The sequence below is a fragment of the Pseudarthrobacter sp. PvP004 genome (genome assembly GCF_017876035.1).
GTDB lineage: Bacteria > Actinomycetota > Actinomycetes > Actinomycetales > Micrococcaceae > Arthrobacter > Arthrobacter aurescens_A.
In genome coordinates this window covers 1,688,188-1,711,711 of record NZ_JAGINL010000001.1, presented here as the reverse complement: position 1 = coordinate 1,711,711, position 23,524 = coordinate 1,688,188, and the positions used below count along the sequence as shown (strand labels likewise).

Annotated in this window: 20 protein-coding genes and 2 pseudogenes; 9 read left to right on the top strand and 13 right to left on the bottom strand. The window is 61.5% G+C overall.

Translation table 11 applies throughout. From position 1 onward, the window contains the following. Positions 1 to 678 (bottom strand): annotated as a pseudogene (locus J3A64_RS07740) (cation transporting ATPase C-terminal domain-containing protein); the annotation flags it as partial. Between the two features lie 101 nt (positions 679 to 779). Here J3A64_RS07740 and J3A64_RS07735 point away from each other — a divergent pair. Next, positions 780 to 1,286, top strand: coding sequence for a pyridoxamine 5'-phosphate oxidase family protein (locus J3A64_RS07735; RefSeq protein WP_210063975.1), 507 nt, complete (start codon positions 780 to 782; stop codon positions 1,284 to 1,286). Between the two features lie 58 nt (positions 1,287 to 1,344). Here the strand turns inward: J3A64_RS07735 and J3A64_RS07730 are convergent, their stop codons facing one another. Then, on the bottom strand, positions 1,345 to 2,070 hold the full coding sequence (locus J3A64_RS07730; protein WP_307807173.1) for a universal stress protein: 726 nt from the start codon (positions 2,068 to 2,070) through the stop codon (positions 1,345 to 1,347). 164 nt (positions 2,071 to 2,234) lie between these two features. Between J3A64_RS07730 and J3A64_RS07725 the strand changes: the two genes are divergently transcribed. From J3A64_RS07725 to J3A64_RS07715, 3 genes are read left to right on the top strand one after another with little or no spacing between them, the layout of a single operon-like run. Next, on the top strand, positions 2,235 to 3,383 hold the full coding sequence (locus J3A64_RS07725; protein WP_210063974.1) for an acetate/propionate family kinase: 1,149 nt from the start codon (positions 2,235 to 2,237) through the stop codon (positions 3,381 to 3,383). A 7-nt stretch (positions 3,384 to 3,390) separates the two neighbouring features. Next, complete coding sequence (locus J3A64_RS07720; RefSeq protein ID WP_210063973.1) at positions 3,391 to 5,811, top strand: phosphoketolase; 2,421 nt, start codon at positions 3,391 to 3,393, stop codon at positions 5,809 to 5,811. A 37-nt stretch (positions 5,812 to 5,848) separates the two neighbouring features. Then, entirely contained in the window at positions 5,849 to 6,214 is a 366-nt protein-coding gene (locus J3A64_RS07715) for a DUF1003 domain-containing protein (RefSeq protein ID WP_210063972.1), read from the top strand. Positions 6,215 to 6,262: 48 nt separating this feature from the next. Here J3A64_RS07715 and J3A64_RS07710 read toward each other — a convergent pair. The 5 genes and pseudogenes from J3A64_RS07710 to J3A64_RS07690 all read right to left on the bottom strand — a co-directional run bounded on the left by J3A64_RS07710 (position 6,263) and on the right by J3A64_RS07690 (position 12,051). Beyond that, positions 6,263 to 7,543 (bottom strand): annotated as a pseudogene (locus J3A64_RS07710) (multicopper oxidase family protein). A gap of 383 nt (positions 7,544 to 7,926) precedes the next feature. Next, the gene (locus J3A64_RS07705) at positions 7,927 to 8,175 is read right to left on the bottom strand and encodes a hypothetical protein (protein WP_210063971.1); all 249 of its coding nucleotides are present in this window, start codon (positions 8,173 to 8,175) and stop codon (positions 7,927 to 7,929) included. 430 nt (positions 8,176 to 8,605) lie between these two features. Further along, the gene (locus J3A64_RS07700) at positions 8,606 to 9,976 is read right to left on the bottom strand and encodes an L-serine ammonia-lyase (RefSeq protein ID WP_210063970.1); all 1,371 of its coding nucleotides are present in this window, start codon (positions 9,974 to 9,976) and stop codon (positions 8,606 to 8,608) included. A gap of 131 nt (positions 9,977 to 10,107) precedes the next feature. Then, positions 10,108 to 11,001: a LysR family transcriptional regulator gene (locus tag J3A64_RS07695; protein ID WP_210063969.1), complete on the bottom strand. Its 894-nt coding sequence runs from the start codon at positions 10,999 to 11,001 to the stop codon at positions 10,108 to 10,110. 45 nt (positions 11,002 to 11,046) lie between these two features. Next, positions 11,047 to 12,051, bottom strand: coding sequence for an Lrp/AsnC family transcriptional regulator (locus J3A64_RS07690; protein WP_286176219.1), 1,005 nt, complete (start codon positions 12,049 to 12,051; stop codon positions 11,047 to 11,049). A gap of 102 nt (positions 12,052 to 12,153) precedes the next feature. Here J3A64_RS07690 and J3A64_RS07685 point away from each other — a divergent pair, with 102 nt between their 5' ends. Next, complete coding sequence (locus tag J3A64_RS07685) at positions 12,154 to 13,608, top strand: MFS transporter (protein ID WP_210063967.1); 1,455 nt, start codon at positions 12,154 to 12,156, stop codon at positions 13,606 to 13,608. 25 nt (positions 13,609 to 13,633) lie between these two features. After that, positions 13,634 to 14,863 carry a M20 family metallopeptidase gene (locus J3A64_RS07680; RefSeq protein WP_210063966.1) on the top strand — a complete coding sequence of 410 codons (1,230 nt, stop codon included), beginning with the start codon at positions 13,634 to 13,636 and terminating at the stop codon, positions 14,861 to 14,863. Positions 14,864 to 15,614: 751 nt separating this feature from the next. Here the strand turns inward: J3A64_RS07680 and J3A64_RS24065 are convergent. The 6 genes from J3A64_RS24065 to J3A64_RS07650 all read right to left on the bottom strand — a co-directional run bounded on the left by J3A64_RS24065 (position 15,615) and on the right by J3A64_RS07650 (position 20,844). Continuing rightward, on the bottom strand, positions 15,615 to 15,857 hold the full coding sequence (locus J3A64_RS24065) for a competence protein CoiA family protein (protein ID WP_374100559.1): 243 nt from the start codon (positions 15,855 to 15,857) through the stop codon (positions 15,615 to 15,617). A gap of 235 nt (positions 15,858 to 16,092) precedes the next feature. After that, positions 16,093 to 16,881 carry an SDR family NAD(P)-dependent oxidoreductase gene (locus tag J3A64_RS07670; protein ID WP_210063965.1) on the bottom strand — a complete coding sequence of 263 codons (789 nt, stop codon included), beginning with the start codon at positions 16,879 to 16,881 and terminating at the stop codon, positions 16,093 to 16,095. 112 nt (positions 16,882 to 16,993) lie between these two features. Continuing rightward, positions 16,994 to 17,806, bottom strand: coding sequence for a sugar phosphate isomerase/epimerase (locus J3A64_RS07665; RefSeq protein WP_286176613.1), 813 nt, complete (start codon positions 17,804 to 17,806; stop codon positions 16,994 to 16,996). Positions 17,807 to 17,922: 116 nt separating this feature from the next. Continuing rightward, positions 17,923 to 19,341: an MFS transporter gene (locus J3A64_RS07660; protein WP_014921664.1), complete on the bottom strand. Its 1,419-nt coding sequence runs from the start codon at positions 19,339 to 19,341 to the stop codon at positions 17,923 to 17,925. A 313-nt stretch (positions 19,342 to 19,654) separates the two neighbouring features. Then, on the bottom strand, positions 19,655 to 20,197 hold the full coding sequence (locus J3A64_RS07655) for an AAA family ATPase (RefSeq protein WP_210063963.1): 543 nt from the start codon (positions 20,195 to 20,197) through the stop codon (positions 19,655 to 19,657). After that, positions 20,197 to 20,844: a bifunctional 4-hydroxy-2-oxoglutarate aldolase/2-dehydro-3-deoxy-phosphogluconate aldolase gene (locus J3A64_RS07650; RefSeq protein ID WP_018778619.1), complete on the bottom strand. Its 648-nt coding sequence runs from the start codon at positions 20,842 to 20,844 to the stop codon at positions 20,197 to 20,199. The genes J3A64_RS07655 and J3A64_RS07650 overlap by 1 nt, the downstream gene beginning before the upstream one ends. Positions 20,845 to 21,051: 207 nt before the next feature. Between J3A64_RS07650 and J3A64_RS07645 the strand changes: the two genes are divergently transcribed. From J3A64_RS07645 to J3A64_RS07635, 3 genes are read left to right on the top strand one after another with little or no spacing between them, the layout of a single operon-like run. Beyond that, complete coding sequence (locus J3A64_RS07645) at positions 21,052 to 21,972, top strand: Gfo/Idh/MocA family protein (RefSeq protein WP_210063962.1); 921 nt, start codon at positions 21,052 to 21,054, stop codon at positions 21,970 to 21,972. Next, a complete protein-coding gene (locus tag J3A64_RS07640) occupies positions 21,965 to 22,960 on the top strand; it encodes a LacI family DNA-binding transcriptional regulator (RefSeq protein ID WP_014921668.1) in 996 nt (331 codons plus the stop codon). Before J3A64_RS07645 ends, J3A64_RS07640 begins: the two co-directional genes overlap by 8 nt. Next, positions 22,957 to 23,523 (top strand): VOC family protein, encoded by a 567-nt coding sequence (locus J3A64_RS07635; protein ID WP_014921669.1) that lies wholly within the window; start codon positions 22,957 to 22,959, stop codon positions 23,521 to 23,523. The genes J3A64_RS07640 and J3A64_RS07635 overlap by 4 nt, the downstream gene beginning before the upstream one ends. The last annotated feature ends 1 nt before the right edge of the window (position 23,524 follow it).

Sequence of the window (23,524 nt, the reverse complement as noted above, 5' to 3'; positions counted from 1 at the left end):
TTAATGGGGGAGGGCCCCTCCGTGGCGCAGCCGTTTGTAGAGCCAGTCCGCGCCCAGCACGCCGGGAACCGCCAGGAGGGCAGTGGCAAAGCCAGGGAAGGGAGGAGGAGCCTGACCCAGGATGCCGGCTACCGGAGGTACGTAGAGGAACAGTGCCAACGCCGCCAGTTCCATCCCTACGGCCCACAGCAGTAACTTGTTGGTAAACCATCCCTGCTTCCACGCGGGAGCGGTAGCACTGCGGCAAGCGAAGGCAGTTGCCAGCTGGCCACGGACCACCGCCGTAAACGCGGCCCCTGATGCGCCCATCAGCACACCCGGGTCCAGCGGATCCCCACGGCCCCAACCACTGCCAAAGAGAACCACAGAGAAAGCACCCATGGCGAACAACGCCTCCGTGGGACCCATGACAGCAAACACCCTCAGCATGAGTTGCCGATCCAGAAGATGCCGCTTTTCGGGAGGCCGGCTCAACACGCGTTTACCTGGTGGCTCCGCCCCGAGGGCCAAGGCGGGAAGCAGATCGGTCCCGATGTTGGTGGCGAAATGGTCATCCAGGAGCACAAGGTCTGCGGCCTCACGGGCTACATCGGTGCCGCTGAGTCCCATGGCCACGCCGATATCGGCTTGACGTTGAGCGGGACCGTCGTTGACGCCGTCGCCGGCCTGTTCGATCAAAGACTCCACCGGGCAACTGCCCGCGTCCAGGGTCGAAGGGCACAGTCGGAGAGGGACCTTCTGCCCTATGAGCGTGCCGGCGGAGGGGTTAGGCTCAGCCCATGGAGAACACATCGACGGATCAGGACACCAAAGAACTCAGCGTCCACGACTGCTGGAAGTACCTTCAATCGGTGTCCATCGGCAGGATCGCCCTCATCAACGGTGAAGAGCCTGAGATCTTTCCAGTGAACTTTGTGCCGAAATTCGGAACTGTTCTTTTCAGGACCGGGCCTGGGACCAAGCTCGACGCCCTTCGGGAAGGTGCGGTGATTGCGCTGGAAGCCGATGGGTTCAACCGTTACGGGACCGTTGCCTGGAGTGTCATCCTCAAAGGAAGGCCGGAATTCGTTACGCAGCCCGAAGACATTCAGGAAGCCGTGGATGCCGGCTTGTCGCCTTGGCAGCCCGGCGCCAAGGACATCCTGGTCAGGGTCACGCCCACAGAGATCACCGGTCGCCGGTTCGTCATCAGCCCGCCGTCGAAGTGGTGGCCGCCGCTGGACCCCACCGCCTCTGACGTTCACGACGGCGAAACCCAGGAGGTCCCGCCCGGCACCGCTGGCTAGGGTCGGGTCAGGATGGTGGGGCGGAGCACGTGCTGGGCAACAGAGCCCAGCAGCACGCTCAACCTCCCCGTCCTTTGCAGCCCATGACCAGCAGCTGTGCGTCTCTTGCAGCAACTATCAGTGCCTCACCGGGGCCACGGGTGGTATCCAGGACTTTCTTCATGACGACGGACGGGAACTCGTAGTTGACCCGCTGGACAGCCGCGCCCAGGACATGCCCGCCCTCAGCAGGCCCAACCTCGGGACCTGTTGCATGGACAATGATCAATTCATCATTCAACCGTTGAGCCTCCCTGGCGCCTTGATCCAGGGCATCGACGGACTCAGCGGATCCGTCAACGCCCACCACTACGCCGGAACGCTTTTGAGGTGCAAACTCCGGGACAACGGCGACGTCGCTCTTGCTGGTAACGGCAACTTGGAAACTGACTGAACCGTATCCCTGCCCCTCCGTGCCGGGACCGCGGTCTGTGCCCACCGCCACCATCGAGTAGGCCGGTGACAGGGAAGCAATCGTTGCGGCAGGTTCGCCGGACAACCGCTGTGTCGTAATGCCCACGCGGGGAAAGGCCGCAGCCAGCCGTTGCGCTTCGCTAGTGAGCAGGTCCTCAGCGCGGCTTAGCTCCAGTTGACGGTCGTTCGCCCTCGGATAAGCCCACTCCCCGGGGACCACATGGACCAGGGTCAGGCCGAGATCAAGGGAATTCGCGCGTGCCGCAGCCCAGTCAGCCACGGGAGAGCCCACCCTTGAGCCGTCAAGGGCAACCAGGATCTGTTTCTTCACGAACCGACGTTCCCTTCGGATTACCAACGGTGGTGGTCTCCACTATCAGCGGGACGGCCCGTCGTTGCAAGGGCCGGAAGGCCCTCCCACTGAACGGCTCAGTGCATTAGGGTCCAGAGGAGAGGCATTCACTGCAGCCTTCCCCGCGGAAGTGAGAGGAGAACATGCGTGTTCTTGTGCTGAATCCCGGCTCCTCATCGCTGAAATACCACTTGCGCGACACAGCAGCCACCAACCCGGCTGCTGCCGTTCTTGCGTCCGGACAGGTGGACTGGCCTGCTGGGGAGCGTTCAACTCCCGAGCACCTGCAGGCAGCCTTTGAAGAGCTGAATGAAAGCCTGGAGAGCCTCGGATCCACGCACCCGGAGGCTATTGGACACCGAGTCGTCCACGGCGGTCCGCGGTTCAGCACCCCGGTACTTGTCACGGCGGATGTGGTGTCCGCCATTGAAGAACTAAGTCCCTTGGCGCCGCTCCACAACCCGGCCAGTGTCGCCTGCATTGACGTCGCCGGCAAACGATGGCCGGATCTCCCACAGGTGGCCGTCTTCGACACGGCGTTCCATCGCACCATTCCCGACTTCGCCGCCCACTATGCCATTCCGGAGCACGCCTACCGGGCCCATCCCGTGCGGCGCTATGGCTTTCACGGTATCTCGGTGGAGATGGCCTGCCGTGACACAGCAGAACTTCTCGGTACGGCGTCTCTGAATGCGATAGTGGCTCATGTTGGCAACGGCGCGTCCGTCACCGCCGTCAAGAACGGGCTCAGCGTGGACACCTCCATGGGAATGACGCCATTGGAAGGGCTGATCATGGGGACGCGATCGGGAGACCTGGACCCGTCCGTGGTCCTCCTGCTCCAGCAAGAAGGCGCAACTGCGGACGAAGTCGACCACATGCTGAATTACCAATCGGGGTTGCTGGCCATTGCAGGATCCGCAGATATGCGGACGGTTGAAAAGGCTGCGGGCAGCGGCGAACCCCAGGCCCGACTTGCCATAGACATGGCCGCCTACCGTCTCGCCAAATACATAGCGGCCTACTCGATGGTGGTTGACCGACCTGACGCTCTGGTGTTCACCGGCGGCGTGGGCGGGAACTCAGCACTGTTCAGGGCCAAGGTGGTCGACTGGTTGAGGCCACTGGGGCTCGGCCTTGATGAAGGCCTGAATACGGCCAGCCAGGAAGGCATGCGCAAGATCAGCACCATGGAATCCGCAATTCCTGTGCTCGTAGTGCCCAGCGACGAGGAACGCGCTATTGCAGAATCGACGGCGGCCTTGCTCGCCGCGCCCCCTAAGGAAGGTTGATCGCGACATGAGCATCGACGAGAACGCCACATCCAGCGACACTGAGCCGAAAGTCGAAAACTTTGACCTCCTGCACCGGTATTGGTCCGCGGCCAACTATCTGACCGTTGCCCAGATCTACCTGCAGGAGAACGCGCTGCTCCGGGAACCGCTGCAAGCAGCGCACATCAAACCCAGGCTTCTAGGTCACTGGGGCACAAGCCCCGGACTGTCCCTGATCTATGCACACCTCAACCGCCTTATCCGTCGCACGAGTGTGGAAGTTCTGTTCGTGGCCGGTCCCGGCCACGGAGGTCCCGCCGTCGTCGCCAATACCTATCTGGAAGGCAGCTACTCGGAGGTTTATCCGGCCGTTGGCAAAGACCTGAAAGGGCTTCGGAGGCTTGTCCGGCAGTTTTCGACGCCGGGAGGCATCGCCAGCCACGTCGGCCCCGCCACGCCTGGCTCCATTCACGAGGGCGGGGAACTGGGCTATTCCCTGATGCATGCTACCGGTGCGGCTATGGACAATCCGGACCTGATCGTTGCCTGCGTCGTCGGTGATGGGGAGGCCGAAACTGGTCCGCTCGAAGGCTCGTGGAAGGCGCCCTCGTTCATCAACCCGCTCAGGGATGGGGCAGTACTTCCCATCCTCCACCTCAATGGGCATAAGATCTCCGGCCCCACGGTCCTTGGCAGGCGCTCGAACACGGACGTAGCGTCATTGCTCGAAGCGCACGGCTGGGATCCCGTCGTCGTCTCCGGCGATAACCCCGCCGTCGTCCACCCCGCCCTGGCCTCAGCACTGGACTCGGCCTACGCCTCCATCCGCGCAATCCAGTCCCACGCCCGCGCGGAGGGAGTCATCGGGCCCGCACGATGGCCCGCCATCATCCTGCGGACCCCCAAAGGATGGACAGGACCGGTGACAGTAGACGGAAAGCCCGTAGAGGGAACCCACCGTTCCCACCAAGTCCCGCTGGCCGGAGTCAGAGAGAATCCGGCGCACCTGGCGCAGCTTGAAGCGTGGATGCGTTCCTACCGGCCAGAAGAGCTCTTCGACGCCGACGGACGCCTTCTCGCCGAGCTCGAACAGCTCGCCCCGACAGGCGATCTGCGCATGGGCGCACTGCCGGGCAGCCGCGGAATGGGAAGCCGCGACCTCGCCATACCCTCGCTCGATCGATACGCCATCGAGACTGTTCCCCGCGGGGGCGTGATGCACCAGAGCACCAAGCCATTGGGCGAGATGCTGCGTGATATCTACATCGATACAACCGACGACCCGAGGTTCCGTCTCTTCTGCCCCGACGAAACCAGCAGCAACAGGCTCAGCGCAGTCTTCGAAGCCACCGACAGATGCCTCCTCGAACCAGCGGCCACCACAGAAGGCGCGCTCGCAGACGATCATGTTTCCGCCAGCGGACGCGTGATGGAAGTCCTGTCCGAACACCTGTGCCAAGGATGGCTGGAAGGATACGTGCTGACAGGCCGGCACGGCCTATTCGCCAGCTATGAGGCGTTTGCGATGGTCAGCGCTTCCATGACCGTTCAGCACGCCAAATGGTTGCAGCATTCACGGGAGCTGGAGTGGCGGCGGCCCGTGCCCAGCTTGAACATCCTGCTGACCTCCACATGTTGGCGGAACGATCACAACGGTTTCAGCCATCAAGGCCCTGGTCTTATTGACACGGTTCTGTCCCTGTCCAGCAGCGTCATCCGTGTCTACTTCCCACCCGATGCGAACACCCTGCTGGTCACTGCCGAACACATGCTCGAAAGCAAGGACTATGTGAATCTCGTAGTGATCGATAAGCAGGAACATCCGCAGTACCTGACGCTCGAAGAGGCGCGGGCGCATGCAGCCGCCGGCGCATCCATCTGGGATTGGGCTGGACATGAAATACTCGGGACCTCGGCCGGCAAGGTCCCGGACATCGTCCTTGCATGTGCCGGAGATGTTCCCACGCAGGAGACGTTGGCGGCTGCATGGCTCCTCAGGCGGCATGTTCCTGAGATGTCCGTCCGGGTAGTCAATGTCATGGATGCCATGGTCTTGCCGCCGCCAGAGGCGCATCCGCATGGGCTGTCTGGTGAGAAGTTTGAAGAACTCTTCACCGCTGATGTGGATGTCGTTATGGCCTGGCATGGGTACGCGAGGGCACTGCACCAGCTCCTGCATGGTCGCCCGCATCCCGAGCGGTTCCATGTCCGGGGATACAACGAGCAAGGCACCACCACCACACCATTCGACATGGTGGTACTGAACAAGGTCAGCCGATACCACCTGGTGATGGAAGCCCTGCGCCGGACTCGCGGTCAATTCCCGGGGGCAGAGCAACTGCTGGAGCATTGCCGGAAGCAGTTGGACGCCCATTCCCTCTACATCCGCGAGCACTTTGAGGACCTACCCGAAATCAGGGATTGGGTGTGGACGCAGCAGCAGTAGGCTTCCAACACCGTTCCAGAGTTCTTAGTCTGTGCTCATGAGTGAGCGAGAGAACACGTGGCACGGTCAGCATCAAGCCGGCCTCAGTAGGGGAGAGCGTGCCGCCGACTACCTCCGCAATGGCATGGGTAGCTGGATTTTTGTGAATCTCTTCCTGTCCATGTTGGCAGGGCTCCAGGGCGCTATCTTGCTCATCGCCGCGAAAAGGCAGGACGCTATAGCGGCAGCCACGGCCCAGCACGACTACGACACTGACGTGCAAGCGAAGACGGAGATCGACCGGCTTATGGCCATTAACAGCCAACAGCTGGAACTACTGGAAGAACTGCGGGCATTGCTGCTCGCCGCGAGGGACCCTCACACCGAAACCGAGGAGACGATCCACTTGCCGCGCGAGGAGTAGGCGTTGCAAAGGTTTGCCGTGTGGGTTTCCACGGCCGTAACGTGACGCTCAGATGGCCTGGACGGTAGCCATCATGCCTTGGTCTTCGTGGTCGAGGATGTGGCAGTGGAAGACGGTGCGGCCGGGGAAGTCATCGAAGGCCACCCGGATTGTCACCCGGCCGCGGGCAGGGACATTGACCACATCCTGCCATCTGGGTTCGGTTACTTCGCGGTCCCCATCATGGATGACCTGCATGGGTCACACGTGCAGGTGGAGGGGGTGGTCCATGGAACTGGAGTTGACCAGGGCCCATTCCTCAACGGTGCCCACTGCGGTTGTCTCGTCGACTCTTTGGGGGTCGAACGTGCGTCCGTTGATGGTGAAGGACATCATGCTTCCCTGTCCGCTGCCCCTACCCATTTCCGCATCTGTCCCCGCACCCAAGGTCAGTGTTCGGGCGGCAGCGAGAGGTTCCTTCCGCAGATCGCGTAGGGGCCGGCCGTTGGTCACTGGCCGGAGATCAGTGCTCATGCTTGGGGAGACGGTCAGAGAACATAGTTCGAGCGGGCCTCCACCGGATTGGGTACCACCTCCAATGGCGCCGCCCATCATGGGGCTCATGCTGCCGCGATCCACGGGGGCGGCGGCGAGCGTGGAATTCGCTTCGCGGGTTTCTACGAGGAGTTCTACCCGATTCCCCGGAGCGAGAACCACCTCAGTGACGCCCTCAGGCTCTGGCAAACGGCCAATGTCACGGCTGAGGAGGCGGACCTGCTGTCCTGAAAGTGACAATCGCAGGTATCGAGAGGGACAGGCGTTGATGATCCGCCAGCGTTCCCGTTCTCCGGCAGCGGCGCGCAATTGTGGACGGACTTGGCCGTTGACCAAAACGACCTGCCCTTCGCGTCCCATCACCTGCTGCATCCGGTCCGCCCGTGCGAGGTTGCCGTCGGCGTCCAGAGACAAATCGGAGATCACTATCAACCTCTCACGGGTGATCGAAATCGGTTCGGTGTCCTCCACCACAATTGCTCCGTAGAGGCCACCGGCCACCTGGTCGGCGGCATGGCCGTGGTGATGGGGGTGGTACCAGTAAGTGCCCGGTGGGTGGTCCGCAGGCAGTGTGAACTCGTAATCGAATGTTTCGCCCGGGGCAACGCTGACAAAGGGGTTATCGCTGTTGCCCTGCGGGGAGACATGCAGCCCGTGCACATGCAGGTTCGTGGGTGCCAGCAGCCCGTTATGCAGGGAGATCCTGATAGTGTCGCCAGGGCCGGCCCGTAGCGTCGGTCCGGGCAAGGAGTCGTTATATGCCTGCACCGAAGCCTCCCTCCTGCCGATCTGCACCTGGGCCGGTGCAGCGACTAGCTGAACTTCCAGCACACGGTCACGGCTGGTCAGCACGTGGGGTTCGGTCAGGTCCAGCTTCTGGGTGTACAGGGGCTGAGCGCCGGGGCCGGTGGTCAGCCACAGCCCGGCAGCTCCGGCGGCCGTAACGCCGGCCCCTGCTGCACCCAGCACCAGCAGGTGGCGACGCGTCAAAGGTTTCACTGGTTGCTTCCTTCTAGTACTTCCAGTATCCGTCGCAATACCGCATTTTGACTTCCCGCGAGCTTGTCCATGCGTTCCACGTTGCTTGGCTGCCATTAAGTTTGAAAACGTTGTACGCGGCGCGGCGCGGCGGAGTGCGCTTGCCGCGACTGAGTTGTGCACCCCGCTTTGGCAGTAGCTCACAATTGTGCCTTTCGCGGGAACCTGGTCGAGGTGCCACACGGGCGGGCCACCGCTGAGCTGCTATAGCCGGGGACGAGCCGGGCCTTGTGCTCGGTCTTGCTGCGGACGTCAAAGACCAAGTCAGGGTCCACGTCGTTGAGGTCTTCGGTTGGGACCTGCACGGGGATGAAGGTGAGCAGCCCGTCATGGCTGGTCACGTAATTGGCCACGTTGTCGATGCCGACATGGACCAAGTGGTTCCACATATCCTGCGCTGATTCCCGGCTGAACAACGGCGCTGCTGTCGCGCCAAGGCAGCGGCGGACGTTCTCCCGTGAGCGAGGACCGTCGCGGTTCTGCCCTAAGGTTCCCCCGCTTCATCCTTGGGCGGGCCTGCTGCGCGGCAGCATTGCGGGGTCATTGTGATCACTACGACCGCATGTGGACCTACATAACGCGGTGTCCTGGCTGACACGTCATGACACCGCGGACACCCCGCGAGAAGGCACGTCGCTTGCGTGCTGTGATAGATCCGGGTCGTCAGTGTGGTGCTGGTGTGTCTCTCGAGACTCGATGGGGCACAAGCGTTGTGCCTGAGCTGTAGTGCCCGCTTCTGGAGTGCCTTCAAGTAGCTCCAGTAGCCCCCTCCATCCACAAGTCTTCAACTCCACTCCTTAGGGGAGGCAACGGCGGGCCTTAGCAAGCGATCACGTTGACGGCGAGGCCACCCCGGGACGTTTCTTTGTACTTGCTCTTCATATCGGCACCTGTTTCTCGCATTGTCTTGATGGCGGTGTCAAGCGAGACGTGGTGGACGCCGTCTCCGCGCAGGCTGATCCGTGCAGCGTTGATGGCTTTGTTGCTGGCCATGGCGTTGCGTTCGATGCAGGGGATTTGGACAAGGCCACCAACGGGGTCGCAGGTCAGCCCGAGGTTGTGCTCGATACCAATCTCCGCGGCGTTCTCCACCTGCCGGGGTGTGCCGCCCAGAATTTCGCACAGTGCGCCCGCTGCCATGGAACAGGCTGAGCCGACTTCCCCTTGGCAGCCCACTTCGGCGCCGGAGATGGAGGCGTTCTGCTTGAAAAGGACACCTATGGCAGCTGCGGTAAGAAGGAATCGGATCACTGATTCTTCGTTGGCTCCGGGGGTGAACATCATATAGTAATGCAGCACCGCTGGAATGATTCCGGCAGCGCCGTTGGTGGGGGCGGTGACGACGCGCCCACCCGTGGCGTTCTCTTCGTTCACTGCCAGGGCAAACAGGTTAACCCAGTCCACTGCACGCAAGGGATCGCTGGTGTCGTCTTTCGCTTGCAGGTCCGTCAGCAGTCGGGGCGCGCGACGGCGGACCATCAGGTTCCCGGGCAGGTGTTCTTCCGTTCGGCTACACCCACGTGACACGCACTCTTTCATGGTTTCCCAGATGTGCATCAACTGCGCGCGGGTTTCCTCCTCGCTGCGCCAAGCGCTTTCGTTGGCGAGCATGATGTCGCTGATGGCCAGGCCTTCACGCTCGCAGTGTGCCAACAATTCCTCGGCGTTGGAAAACGGGTAGGGGAGTTGCACCGCCTCCGGGAGCGACTGTCCAACTCCATCCTCGTCAACGACGAATCCTCCACCCACGGAATAGTAGACGCGTTCGCTCAGCACTGTTCCCTGGTTGTCGAAAGCCTGGAACCGCATTCCGTTGGGATGCGCCGGCAATGACTTGCGCAGGTGGAGCACCACGTCCTTGGTTCTGTTGAACGTGATTATTCGGCGCCCTCCAAGCAGTATTTTCTTGGTGTCTATGGCTTCGTCAACGACGCGATCAGCCGTCAGCGTGTCTACGGTTTCCGGCGACTCGCCCATGAATCCCAGGATGACCGCCTTGTCCGAGCCGTGCCCGCGTCCGGTAGCCCCCAAGGAACCGAAAAGTCCGGCGTGAACGCGATCAACGGCGTCGAACCTTCTTTCCCTCTCCAGTTCGTCGACGAACGAGCGGGCGGCGCGCATTGGCCCCACAGTGTGGGACGACGAGGGGCCGATTCCGATCGAAAAAAGGTCAAGGGCACTCAAAGCCATGGAATACCTCCGAAGCAGGTTTGGTGTGGGGTCTCCTACCAGCTTGGGTGCGAACTCGATCAGCGTCTATCGGAAAATTTTGAACGGAACGTCAAGCAGAACTTAACAATTGGCCTGAGCGCCAACGCGCGTCAAGCTTTCGGGCGGGCGTCAGTCGCTTTCCGCAGTTCATCGACGACGGCGGCTACTGCCGGCGATTCCCGGCTGGCCGCCCGGTGCAAGACAATGATGTTGCGGCCGCAGCTTGGATCTACTCGACGCACCACCAGGTCTTCCGTTTCCCGGCCGAGGTTCAGTTCACTCATCAAGGCGACTCCGAGGCCACCACGGACCAACCCCAGGGTGGCCATCAGGTTCCGACAGTGCGCTAGGACGTTCGGCTCGAATCCAGCGTCCCGGCAGGTTTGTAGAACGAACCGCTCAAAAACGCTGCCTTCCTGGTCAAGGATCCAGCGTTCATCGGCGTAGTCGGCCAACGTCGCTGCGTCCGGTGCCTCCCGGTCCTGAGGCAGGCAGAGGATGATTTCATCGCGGGCCAGTAGAGTCTTCACGAGCCCCTCATCTTGGATGTCGTGCAGGTCATCCACCACTGCGACATCGATGTTCCCTTCCCTCAACTGGGCCACACTCTCGAACGGTTCGAGGTCGGACACGGTGACGTCGAGTCTCGGGTAGTTGGCCTGAAGGGACATGACGGCGGCGGGGAGCACCGTGCTGCAAAAGCTGGGGAAGGCGCTGATGGCGAGGTGTCCGCGGACATCTGTTTGGAGTTTCTTTAAGTTCGCCTCGGCTGCCTCCACTTCCGCAGCTATCCGGCCAAAATGCTTCACCAGCATGACTCCAGCCTCCGTCAGCCGCACTTTCCGGCCGGCGCGGACCAGGAGCGCCAGCCCGGCCTCCCGTTCCAGCACGGCCAACTGCTGACTGACCGCCGATGTTGTCATATGGAGCTTGGCGGCCACGGCCGTCATGGTTCCCTCAACCTCAAGGGTCTTGAGTATTTGCAGGCGTCGGATATCGAGCACGGGACCTCCCAGGGTTTAGGACCACTTAACCTCAGAACCGATACGCTAGCTACTTTCCGACGACGGGTGTACGAATCCCAGCGTCGCGGCCCCTTGTTCATCGATGAGCCGGCCCAGGTGCTTGCTCATCCTGAACACCACGCTGCGGTCAACGATGCGGGCGCTCGGCACTGCAGCCTCCATGGCAGCCTCGAAGCGCATGACATCGGACATTTCCTTCAGCCACACGGCCACCACCATGTTGTACTGGCTCGCGACGGCCAGCGCCGTTCGGGCTTCAGGAATCTTAGCCATGAGCCCTTTCATCTGCTGAACGTGCTTGGCGGCGGTCCGCATAAAGTACCAGGCGTAGACGGGCCAACCCGTGACCGTCCGTGCGACGTCCGTGCGTATCCGCAGCATGCCATCAGCCCGCATGCGGGCCAGCCCATCCGCGACGCGCTGTTCGCTTAGTCCATGTTCTGCGGCAATCCGGCTGACGGGGCGTCGCGCATCTTCGGCCAGGCAATGGCGGAGCGCTGCTTCGACGTCAGGGTGCACGGTCCGCGGCGCCCTTGCCCGTGGTGGGCGAGGGCGGGGGACCCTGGCTGCCTCCTGCGTTGTGAGGGCGCGGAGCCTCCAATCGGAGGCCTCCATGACTACTTCGGTAACGAGATGCGTCTGGGTACTCCTGACGCCTTCCAAGCCGCCGATGCGGTTGGTGACTGTGTCCCAGATGGAGAGCGGGGAGTCGGCGAGGACCGTGGCCAATAGATCCCGTCCGCCGGAGGTGTGGTCGAGGGTCATCACTTCCGGGATCTGTGCCAGTTGGCGGGCCACTTCGCCCGTTTGCTGGGGTTTGCACGTGATGTCCACCAGTGCCGATGCTCCGTCGGGGAAGATACCGGTGACCCATGCGAGCCCGCGTTCCCTCAGGGAGTCCCAGCGCCTGGCGAGGGTTACGGCGTCGACTCCGATCATGGGGGCCAGTTCACTCCACGGCGCGCGACCTTCGATCTGAAGAGCATGAATGAGGCGCTCCTCAAGGGGATCAAGCATGTTTTCCGGCATAGACAACAGAATATCCATGGAAAGCTGCAATTTCATCAATTGGAAACACGGCACTTCCATGATGTTGTGATCCCGTTCACTTCTCATCACATCGGAGCGCACATGCGTACAACGGCGCAGAAATCCACCACGGCGGCAGGAGCCGTCGGTTTCCTGGTGGTCATGGAGCTTGGCAGTGGCATACTTCAGGGCTGGCTGAATCCTCTGTTCTCTTCCATTGGTGAACACCATGGAGTCTCGGCAGCATCCCTGAATTGGATCAGCGCCGCCTACTTGTTGGCGACAGTGTTGGTGGTCCCTTTGCTGTCCAAGCTGGGTGACATCCACGGGCACAAGCGGATACTCATGATTTCCACGGCTATCGTTGCCGCCGCTTCCGTCTTGGTTGCCTTCGCCCCAAACTACGAACTGTTCCTTCTGGGACGTGCTATCCAGGCCCCGCTGGCCGTTTTCCTCCCCTTGGAATTCGCCATCGTCCATCAACGCGACTCTGAACGCTCTGGGCGAAGCATCGGCAGGCTCGTGGCGGCGTTGACCCTCGGCGCAACGATCGGCGGTTTCCTGGCCGGATTTGTCCTCGACGCGACTGAGAGCCTGTCCATCACTCTGTTGATGCCAGCGATCTTCATGGCCCTGTGCGTCCCCGGCATCGCGTTCTTCGTCAAGGAAAGCCCGCTGCGGAGCGAAGGCCGGGTGGATTATCTCGGTGCTGCACTGCTTGGCGGTGGCTTGGCTGCTCTCCTGGGAGGCGCTTCAAATCTCTCAACATGGCCGCCGCTGACCACGGCCCTCGCGATGGCGGTCGGCATTGCCCTCTTGGTCGGCTGGGTGGTTTCAGCCCGCAGGACAGAACACCCCCTGGTGGACCTCACCATGCTCCTTCGTGGCGGCATTGGTCTCCCGATCGTCGTCGCCTTCCTTTACGGCGCGCAACTGTTCGGCGCGCAAGCACCCATCTCCGTCTACCTGCGCTCCGATCCGGCCACGCTGGGATTCGGCTTCGGCGCTGCAGCCTCTGCCGCTGGAACAATGCTCAGCATCATGGCGCTTGCAGCCTTCCTGGGTGCCTCATTCAGCGACCGGGCATCCCGGCTGATCGGCGGCCCACGGAGTGTGGCTCTTGGAGGGGGCCTCAGCGCAATTGCGTACGTCCTGATGATTCTGGCGCCGGGTACTCTGGTGACCTTCGCGGTGTGGCTCGTCATGGCCGGGCTCGGTGCGGGGCTGGTCAGCGGTACGCTGCCCACTTTGGTGGTCCAGCGCGCAGCAGTCGATTCAGTGGGTATCGCCTCGGGGCTATACAACACAGCCCGCACCGCCGCCGGAGGAGTCGCCGGTGCACTTTTCGCGCTGCTGATGGCAGCACTCGCCACACCAACCGCGGCCGGAACGCGGGCCGCCACCGAGCTGTCCTTCCACGCCGTCTGGTGGATCTGCGCCGGAGTCTGCGTCCTCTTCGCCGTGGCCGTGCTCTTCATCCGCCAAGCCCGGACCACATCGGTTGACTCAACCACGTCATCGTCGAATGTCGATGACGTCCTCGAACCTGCCAACTAACTCACCTCGACACGAAGGATCAACAATGACCGTTTCCATCGACACCACCTCCCGGGACACCTTGCGCGACACCGTACGCGAGTCCGCTGCCGCCGTCGGGCCTTCCATCCTTGAACTTAGCCACAAGGTCCATGCACTGGCAGAGATCTCCTGGGAAGAACACGACTCAGCAGCGGCCGTGGCCGCTGTCCTCCGCGACGGCGGCTTCGAGGTGACCGAACGCGCCTATGATGTTCCGACGGCGGTCGAGGCCGTCTACGGCACCGGCGAACTGACCGTGGTCATCTGCGCCGAATACGATGCCCTCCCTGAAGTCGGCCATGCGTGCGGGCACAACATGATCGCCGCAGCAGGCGTCGGCGCTGCGCTGGCCCTTAAGCCCGTGGCCGACGCCGCTGGACTGCGGATCAAACTCCTCGGCACGCCCGCTGAGGAACACGGCGGCGGAAAAGTCTCGCTGCTCCAGGCAGGAGCGTGGGAGGACGCAGCGTTCTCTCTCATGGTGCATGGCATGACGGGCGCTGAGCGGAGCGCCTCGGCTTTCAGTATGGCCGCCGTCGAGCGCTTCGAAGTGCAGTTCAAAGGCAGCGAAGCCCACGCAGCCGGCGCCCCGGACAAGGCCATCAACGCTGGCGCGGCGGCGAGTCTGGCCCTGATGAACATGGCCGTCCTGCGGCAGCACCTGCCGGAGAACGCAAACACCAACGCCTTTATCTCGCACGGCGGCGGCGCCACGAACGTCATCGCCGGCGACGCCACCGTTCAGGTGGAAGTCCGCGCAGGAGACGTTGATGTGTGGCGGGACCTCAAGCGGCGGGTCCTCGCGTGCTTCGAAGGTGCGGCCATCGCCACAGGCTGCACATGGACGCACCGGCAGACCGAACACCCCTACGCTCCCATCAATACCCACGCGGGGCTGGGCAAAGCATGGGACGCCAACATGGAAGCCGTCGGAAGGCCCGTGGACACCACGCCCATCTTCGGCGGCGGCTCCTCCGACATGGGCAACGTCTCCCAGGTAGTCCCGTCCGTGCACGGCATGGTGGTGGTCCGCAACAGCACAGCGGTCCCGCACCACCCGGACTTCACCGCCGCCGCCATCTCACCGGAGGCGGACGAAGCCATCCTCGACGGCGCCACCGTCCTGGCACTCACGGTTCTGGAGGCGGCTCTGGACACCTCACTGCGAGCCGAACTGCTGGAACTCCAGGCTGCGCGCGTGACCGGTGCCACGACGGTGACGCTGGAAGCCTGATTTCCGGGATGCTTCACCGGTGGCGCCTCTCAGACGAAACGCTGAGGGGCGCCACTCCTCGCGGTCGGGCCGTGCTCAGTGCCACAGAGGGGTCCGCTTCTTTAGACGCAAGACGTAGGGAGATGCCGTGCCCTGCTACCAGACCCCGGGCTAATCGGATGCCGTCATCACCCTCGGCGCGGAGCTGGAGGGCGACCAGCGCGCCCTGGCGAAGCATGCCGAGCTCATGGCCTCGAGAGTCCTGGACGTCCGCGGGGTTGGCAAACACGACTAGGCGCCAGCTCAGCCGGTACGGAGACCGGCAACTCAACCGCGCACTAGACGTCGTCGCCCGGACCCGAAGCCTCACAGACCCCGCCGCCCGTGCCCACATCCAGCGTCGCACCGCAGGAGGCAGGAGCCTAAGGGAAGTCTGCCACTGCCTCAACCGCCCCATCGCCCGCCAGATTTCCGTCAACTCCGGACACTCATGGCTTGGCTTATCACCATAGAGGGGTTGTCTAGAGCCGATATGCACACATGCGATGAGCACCTATGTAAGGTCAGCAACCAGCCGTAAGGACAATGTCAAACAGCGAGTGCAGCCCCTGAGCTGTTGGCGCCTCCGAGCACCGAAGCCGAATTGATCTGGGCGAATAGGGGTTGATCGAGTCCAGGCTCAAACTCGATACGGTGTCCACGACAAGCCGTCAGTGCTCGAAACGGCTTGCGAAGTGTGGTGATCAATCTGCGGAACCATGCGTACGGCACGCTAAGTACCTCGTCCTGCTTCTGCAAGGAATCTAAAGGCGCTCCACGGCCTCGAAACCAATCGGCAGTCCTGCCGGTGTCTGGCTGCGAACGACGGCTGACGCTGCTGTCCCGCTCGGAACACGGCCCGTCCGTCACAAGAAAGGCATGCCAATTCCTGGCGGGTTGCTCTCTGCTTTTCCGGAAGAAGCCCTGCAAATTCTGTTGCGGTCCACTCCGTGCCATCCAATATGCTTTTTGCCATATACAAGGTGCCTCCTCGTGTATTGCTAACTGAAGTTCGAACGGCCGTCAAAGAAGCTCCGCCGCCGGCCACCTCGCGAACGCCGGTTTCCCGCGAGCCCGTGTCAGTCACCAGCCTGGCGGGATAAGTTTTTGGCACCTCATTGCGTGCCATCTTTGTTCTGGAGGCGATTCCGCCGTCTGAAGGTCATGGGCCGCAGGTAGCCCCTGCGGCCCATGACGGGCCTTCAGGTCTGTTATTTCGAGCTGGGTCGTCCGGGGATATGGCTAAGAATGGACTTGGAGAAGCCGCCATCGACGCAGATATCTTGACCGGTGACATAGCCGGATAGTGGGCTTACGAGAAATTCGATCACGTTGGCGATGTCCATCGGATCTCCTATTCTTGCGAGCGGGATAATTTCCTCCCGTGCCTTCTTGATTTTGGGATCTTCATACATTTTTTCGGTCATCCGAGTGTGGGTCATGCCGGGGGAGACTACGTTGACGCGGATGCCGTCGGGTGCCCATTCCAATGCGAGTGTCTGGGCCAACATTGTCAGCGCGGCCTTGCTTGGGCTGTAGGCGCCGGATCCCGCGTGTGGTTGTTGACCGGACATGGAGGATGTGAAGCAGGCGGCGCCGTGGCTGTCCTTCAGGTGTTGGTGGCTTGCTTTGGCGAGAAGCCACGAGCCGCGCAGGTTGACGGAGAACATTGCGTCCCAGTCTTCAAGGGAGACGTCGCATATGGGTCCGGGGTTGGCGATTCCGGCGTTGGCTACCAACGCGTCCAGGCCACCGAATTCTGCAACTGCAGCTTTGACCAGCTGGCTTGGCACGTTGGGGTCGCCGAGATCACCTGCCAGTGCGATGGCGGTGCCTCCCATAGCCTGGATTGAACGAACGACCTGCTCTTGGCTGCTGTTTGATTCGTGTCCGCAGACTGCAATCATTGGCTGCTCCCCGCGCGCAAGGGCTGCCTCCGCGAGTCTCAGGGATGCTGCTGCGCCGATTCCGCTGCTTCCGCCACTGACCAAAGCCCTCATTAGACAAACTCCTCTTTCAGGTTGTTTCGCATTGAAAATTAGATCTCAACAATGCTGGTTTCTTCCATGCTTGAATAAACTCTTGGTGGAGCCCGGTTTTCGGCATGAGGAGTTAACTCTCCAGTTCCCATCCGTGGTTCTTGAGGTCCTGCATTGCTTTCGCAAATTCGTGGACCGGATTGTCTTCACGGATGATCTCCAGAACGACATTCCCGACGCCGCACGTGTCCTTGACGGCGTCGCCCAGCCCAGGCCAGTTGATGACTCCCGTGCCGATGGGGTCGTGACCCCAAGTGTCCACGCCGGTGTCGGAAATGTGCACCAGTCCGATGGCCTGGTGATGTTCCCGCAGACTAGACACGGGATCTTCTCCGATGAAAGCGGCGTTGGCGACGTCGTAGACGATCTTGACAGAATCGTCGTTGATCGTGCTGACGACACCTGCCAAGTCCTGAATTGTGGGAGTGAAGCAGTACGGGGTGTTTTCGAAGAGCAATCGTGTGCCAGCCTGCTTGGCCACCGGGATGAGACTTTCCAGGCTTTCATACATCCATCCGTGGACGCTTTCGAGCGAGGGCGAGATCATAGGACGGCGGGTGCCGGGGGAGATCACAACCTCGGTTACGTCCCAAGCGGCCGCCAAGTCAATTACCGATTTGATGTGATCAATACTCTTGCGGCGCATGCTGGCCCCAGGGCTGGCCAGGTTGATGTCATATCCGCCAGCGTTCAAGGACCGTATTTTCGCGCCGTAGTGGCTGAGCCTGTCTTGGATGGCCGTGCGTTCGGAGGTTGTTAACTCATCCGGCCAGCAATGCGGAGAACTGACTGGAACCTCGAACGTTTTGTAGCCGTTGTCGACAAGCTCGGCTATGGCATCGATCGCCGTCGCTGACCAAAGATATGAAAACGTATTGATAATCATGCTGTTCACGTAGGAGAAGTCCTCTCAATTCCGCGCCATGGAGAAAGAAGCTTCCCTTCATAACGCTCTATAAATTTTGAGCTGCGGCCGAGCTGCCGCAGCTCCGAGCCGACCGTCTATTTGGAGTGCCGGGAGACGTCGACCATCGACGTCGTGCCCGAAACCAACTTTTCGCCTTCGAGTACCTCAGGGTCTGCGAGTGCCACAGTGGAACGGTCACCGCGGTTGCCGGTCTCCGGCAGCGTGAAGTACACGACGAGGCACAATGCGACGACGACGATCATGTAGACAGCCACGAGCATCGGCTGCCCGGCTCCGACAAATGCGGCAGCGATCAGAGGTGCGGTTCCACCAAAGACGGCAATCACGATCTGATGCGCGAAACCGATGCCTGATACCCGGACGGAAGCCGGGAACAATTCGGCCTGGATGGTCGGATAGACCGACTGCCAGATGCCGAGAACTACCCACCCGGAGGCCGAGACCAGGACGTATACCCAGAAGCCCGGCTGGTTGAGGAGCAGGAGCAAGGGGTAGAAGAGAACGATCATGCCGATGGCGCCGATGATGGGGAAGATTTTGCGCCGGCCGAGTCGATCAGAGAGTGCGCCGCATGTCGGCACGATAACCACCAGCAAGGCCAGCCCGATAACGCTTCCGGCGAGTGTGGACGAGAGGTCCCGGCCGCTGGTGAGTTTAGCGTACGTGGGAAGGAAGGTGGCCCAGGTGTAATAGGCCACGGCTGGTGCGGAGAGTGCAGCTGCCTGAAGCAGGGCCTTCGGGTGCTCGCGAAGCAGGTCCATCAGGCGCGCCGCAGCGGACTTCTGGTCGACAAGGGCTTCTGCTTCGAATTCGGGGGTTTCTTCAGCCCGGGCCCTCAGGATCAGGCCGACGATGCCGAGGAAGCCGCCCACAACGAAGGGGATGCGCCATCCCCATGCGGCGAGATCGGCGGTGGAGAACGATGACGTCACCATTGCTGCTGCACCGGTGGCTGCCAGGGTCGCGAGGCCACTTGCCATGTTGGTGAAGGAACCGAACAGGCCTCGCCTGTTCGCTGGAGCGTGTTCGACCATGAACGCGATAGCACTTTGGCCCTCGCTGCCGGCCGAAATGCCCTGGATGACGCGGGCAATTAGGAAGAGGACGGGTGCCGCATAGCCGATGCTCGCAAATGATGGTGTGAGGCCGATGATGAGTGAGCCGAGCGCCATCCCGGAGACGGATAGAGTCAGGATGAGCCGCCGTCCAAAACGATCAGCCAGTGGCGAGATGATAATGCCGCTAAGAGGCCGTACAACAAACCCAACGGCATATGTCAGGAGTGCGGCGATCAGGGAGGCGAACGGGGAGTCGCTGGGGAATATCTGCGACGAGAATACCGCTGCGAGCAGCCCATAGATGTACCAGTCGTACCACTCAACGAAGTGGCCGATGGTGCCTGCCACCAGGTTCAGGGTGCGGCGCGGATGTTTGGACGTTTCGGGACGCCCCGAAGTGTCGGGACTGCCGACTGCTTCTTTTGAGGTCTTCATTGAACTCTCCATGTTTTCACGTTTAGCGCTGTGGTTATAGTGCTGGATCTGGGCACCTGGTGTGCGGGATGGTGCCGCCTGTGAATGCGTCCGACCGGATGACGAAATGCCAGGGGAGGCGGCCGGTGCGGGGCGGGCGGCGCTGCTTGCTCCTAAGCGAAGAAAGCTTTCACAATCCTCCGGACTTCCGAATGAGATCGGTTGCTGAGATCGGTTGCATTCAACGATACGGATGGAATGTGATCTTTGTCAATGTGTAGTAGAGACGCTTCGTCCTATGCCAACGCCACTCATAACCCGTAGCGAGGCTGCATCAATCGAGGGAAAGCGGTGCCTCGTTGTCGAAGTCCTGAAACTGCACGCCGGACCAGCTGCATTCCAGGCGGCCGTAAGTGGCCCAGTAGTCATCCCAGTGTGCGAGTTTCCAGTTGTCACGCTCCAAAGCACGCCGGATGAGTCGCGAACGCAGGACGTCTTGGGGCACCCGGACTCGTATCACGGTGATCTCGGGAGAGGGCCAGTGGAAGTCATTTACCGTACGGGTTAGGTAGTCCGGATCGTCAAAATAGGCCCCGAAGGGGGCATCGAGAACTACGGAGCGGCCGAGGCGCAGGTTTACTCCTGCCACATCCATGAGGGTCTCGTACTCAAGGGGCAGCAGATTGGCACGATAGTAATCGTTTGACTCGCGGTCGGTCGGGTCATGCCCCGTGGCGGTCAGTGCGAATTCGACGAAGCGGCCGCTCACCCGGTCCTTGTCCAGGTAAGCCGCTTGATGCTTCTCAGCCGTTTGTTGAGCGATGGTTGTTTTCCCTGAGCCGGCTGGTCCAATGACGATGAAGACCTGGGGAGACATTATCCGCGGGCCTCTGCTACTGCTGCGAGGAAGGCTCGGGCTGCTTCGGTGACGCGGGTGAAGTCCCCGTCAGGCTGCCATGCCTTGGTAACGTAACTGCCCACGCCGACGCCCGCCACGCCTGCGGCGAACCACTCGCCAACATTTTCCAGTGTGACGCCACCTGCGGGCATGATCGGCAGGTGCGCCAGAGGTGCCAGCACTGCTTTCGCATAGGCCACCCCGCCGGCCTCGGTGGGGAAGAGCTTGAGGATGTCAGCGCCTGCCTCGGCGGACTCAACGAATTCCGTGGGAGTGAAGGCTCCGCTGATGGTTGGCACCTGATAGCGGTTCGCGGTCCGGATCATCGCAGGGTTCAACTGGGGGCTGACGAGGAACTCGGCGCCAGCGCGGATGCACTCGTACGCGGAGTGCTCGTCAAGAACCGTTCCCGCACCAACCGCCACACCGCTTGGTCCATGCTTTGCGGCCAGGCGCCGGATCACCTCAACGGCCCCGGGAATCGACAGAGTGATCTCCAATGCCCGGAAGCCCCCCTCGATGGCAGCCTCAGCGACCTTCTCGGCAACCTCGGCGCTCTCTAGTCGCACGATTAGGACGGCCCCGGACTCGTCGATGGTCTGCAGGGTACGAAGTTTCTTATTCATGATGGCCTCTCTCTGGCCGGGTGGCTCCTTTGCTCCAGCCAACCCCGGCTCAATCGATGTTTCGTTGACAAACTCTCCCACCATCCATAGTGTTATTGCAACCGATCTCAGCAACCGATCTCATACAAGGGGGTATTGCGGTTGACTAAAGTACGAACAATTATTCTTGGTGCTTCCCACTGGCATGTTCCACTCTGCGCACAGGCTATGGCCGAAGAGCACGACATGATCGCAGTAGGCGACGATGATGTTTCCCGGGTGCAGGTGCAGAAACTGGCCGCCCACTGGGGAGCGCCAGCTGAAGCTGACTGGCGAAAGCTGGTGGATTTGCCCGATGTGGGACTCGCCTATGTGTTTGGTCCCCACGAGGGGATGGCAGAGAAGTGCATGGCCCTGATCGAGCGGAGAATTCCCTTCGTGGTCGAAAAGCCGTTGGGCACTTCCCTTAGCGAGCTTTCTGCCGTGCGACAAGCTGCCGAAGCAGCTGGTGTGCCGGCCACTGTGCCCTTGGTTCAGCGTGGCGGCCCGACGGACCAATGGCTCGCCAAGGCAGGCCGGCCAAGTTATCAACGGTCCTCGTTCATTGCTGGTCCGCCATCCCGTTACCTCCACAATGCCAATCCCTGGATGCTCGATCCTTCCAGGGCTGGGGGAGGCTGCCTGGCCAACCTGGCCCCACATTTTGTTGACCTGTTTCTAAGGGGCACCGGCGAATCAGAGCTGCAGGTGCAGTCCCGGCTCTCAACAGTTCTTCACGGCCAAGATATTGAGGATCACGCGAGCCTAATCCTCACTACGCCCGAGGGCCGCGAAACCATCGTGGAAGTCGGCTACGCATTCCCTGGCTCGCCGCTGAAGCGGTACTGCAGCTTCACCTCGGTCGGCGAAGCGGGATTCGCCGCCGTTGATTCCGACGGCACAGCTACTTTCACGTCAACGGACGGCACCACGGAAGTCGACAAGATCAATGTCGATAGCGACCCACTCTACGATCCGTTTGTCCGAAGTGTCGCCCGGACGCTGGAAGATGGATTCCAGGGCCTGACAACGCTGGCCCAGCTCGAAGATGTCATGCGCCCCATTTGGCAGGCGTATGACGACCAGCACGGAGGAATCGAACATGCCTGACTTGAGTATCGACGTCGTTGCAAAAGCTGCCGGTGTCCACCGGTCAACGGTCTCCAGGGCGTTCTCGCGCCCTGAGGCGGTAAAGAGTGAAACGCGCGAGCATATCCTCCGGGTCGCCGAGGGACTTGGCTACACCATGAGTCCGCTGGCACAGGCGCTCCGTCGAAAGACCAGCACCATCATCCCTCTGATCGTCCCTGACATTACGAATCCGTTCTTTGCAGAACTTGCCAAGACGATGACACAAGCAGCTGACGAGCGCGGCTACCAGCTCATGCTCTGCGTCACCAACGGCGACCCTGCCAAATCCGATGGATACTTCACGGCCATGCAGGCGATGTATGCCCCGTTCGGGATTGTGGCACCCTCCACAAAGGTCGATACCGAGGCGCTGAAGCGTTTCGCCTTCGGGCACAAGGTGGTGGTGATTGACCGCGTGGAAGGCGACGACTCCGTTCCAACGGTTACCGTCGACAGCCGCAAAGGAATCATGCTGGCGTTGGATCATCTGCATTCCCTGGGGCATACCTCAATCGGATACGTATCCGGTATCGCCGGGACACACACGGCCCAGGACCGGATGGACGCCTATCTGGAGCTCACCGCCCAAAGCGGAAGCACACCTGTAGTGCTCGACAGCGGGTCAGACCTTGACGCGGGCACGCGCGGCGCAGAGCATTTCCTGGAAATGGACAATCCACCCACAGCGATCATTGCGGCCAACGACATGGTGGCTTTCGCCGTGATTTCGGCGCTCGGTCGAAGTGGCCTTCGGGTACCGGAAGACGTGTCGGTCATCGGGTTTGATGGGCTCGCTCTAGGTGCCCGCTTCAACCCACCACTGACAACTGTGCGGCAGCCGATCGCTGACATGGGACACATCGCCATCGAACTGGCTGAAAAGCAAAATGTTGACGGTTCCGTGGACCATATCGTCCTCGAACCCGAACTCCTGGTCCGAGGCTCCACCTCGGAGCCCCGCAAATGAGCGGGGCGCAGGAGCAGAGGCTTCGGCGTCTGCCGGGGCTCCAGCACACGGACCACGTCGGTTTGACGGTTCCCAACCTTGAAGAAGGCATTCGCTTCTTCGTCGACGTTCTTGGAGCTGAAGAGTTATACCGCTCCGAACGCGGGCCGGACGAAGAGTTCATGCCCACGAACTTTGAAGTCCCGCCAGATGCCAAGCTCACGCTCGCCATGTTGCGGCTGCCACCGAATCTCAATATCGAGCTTTTCGAGTGGAGCAGTGCTGAGCGGCGGGAGACGCCACCGAGGCATTGCGACGCCGGAGGGCACCACCTGTGCTTCGTTGTGGATGACGTCGATGAAGCCATTGCCGTGCTGCAGGAAACGCCTGGAGTACGTGTGCTCGGTGAGCGCAAGGAAGTTGCCGGCGATAGCCCGCGTGTAGCCGGCAACCGCTGGACCTATTTCATAACCCCCTGGGGCCTGCTGATGGAAATCGTGGATCGATCCCGCGTCCCGGCCCCTCCCCGACTGGTCGGTCCCACGGACTGGGCAGCAGCTCCACACACTTCAGAAAGGACATAGA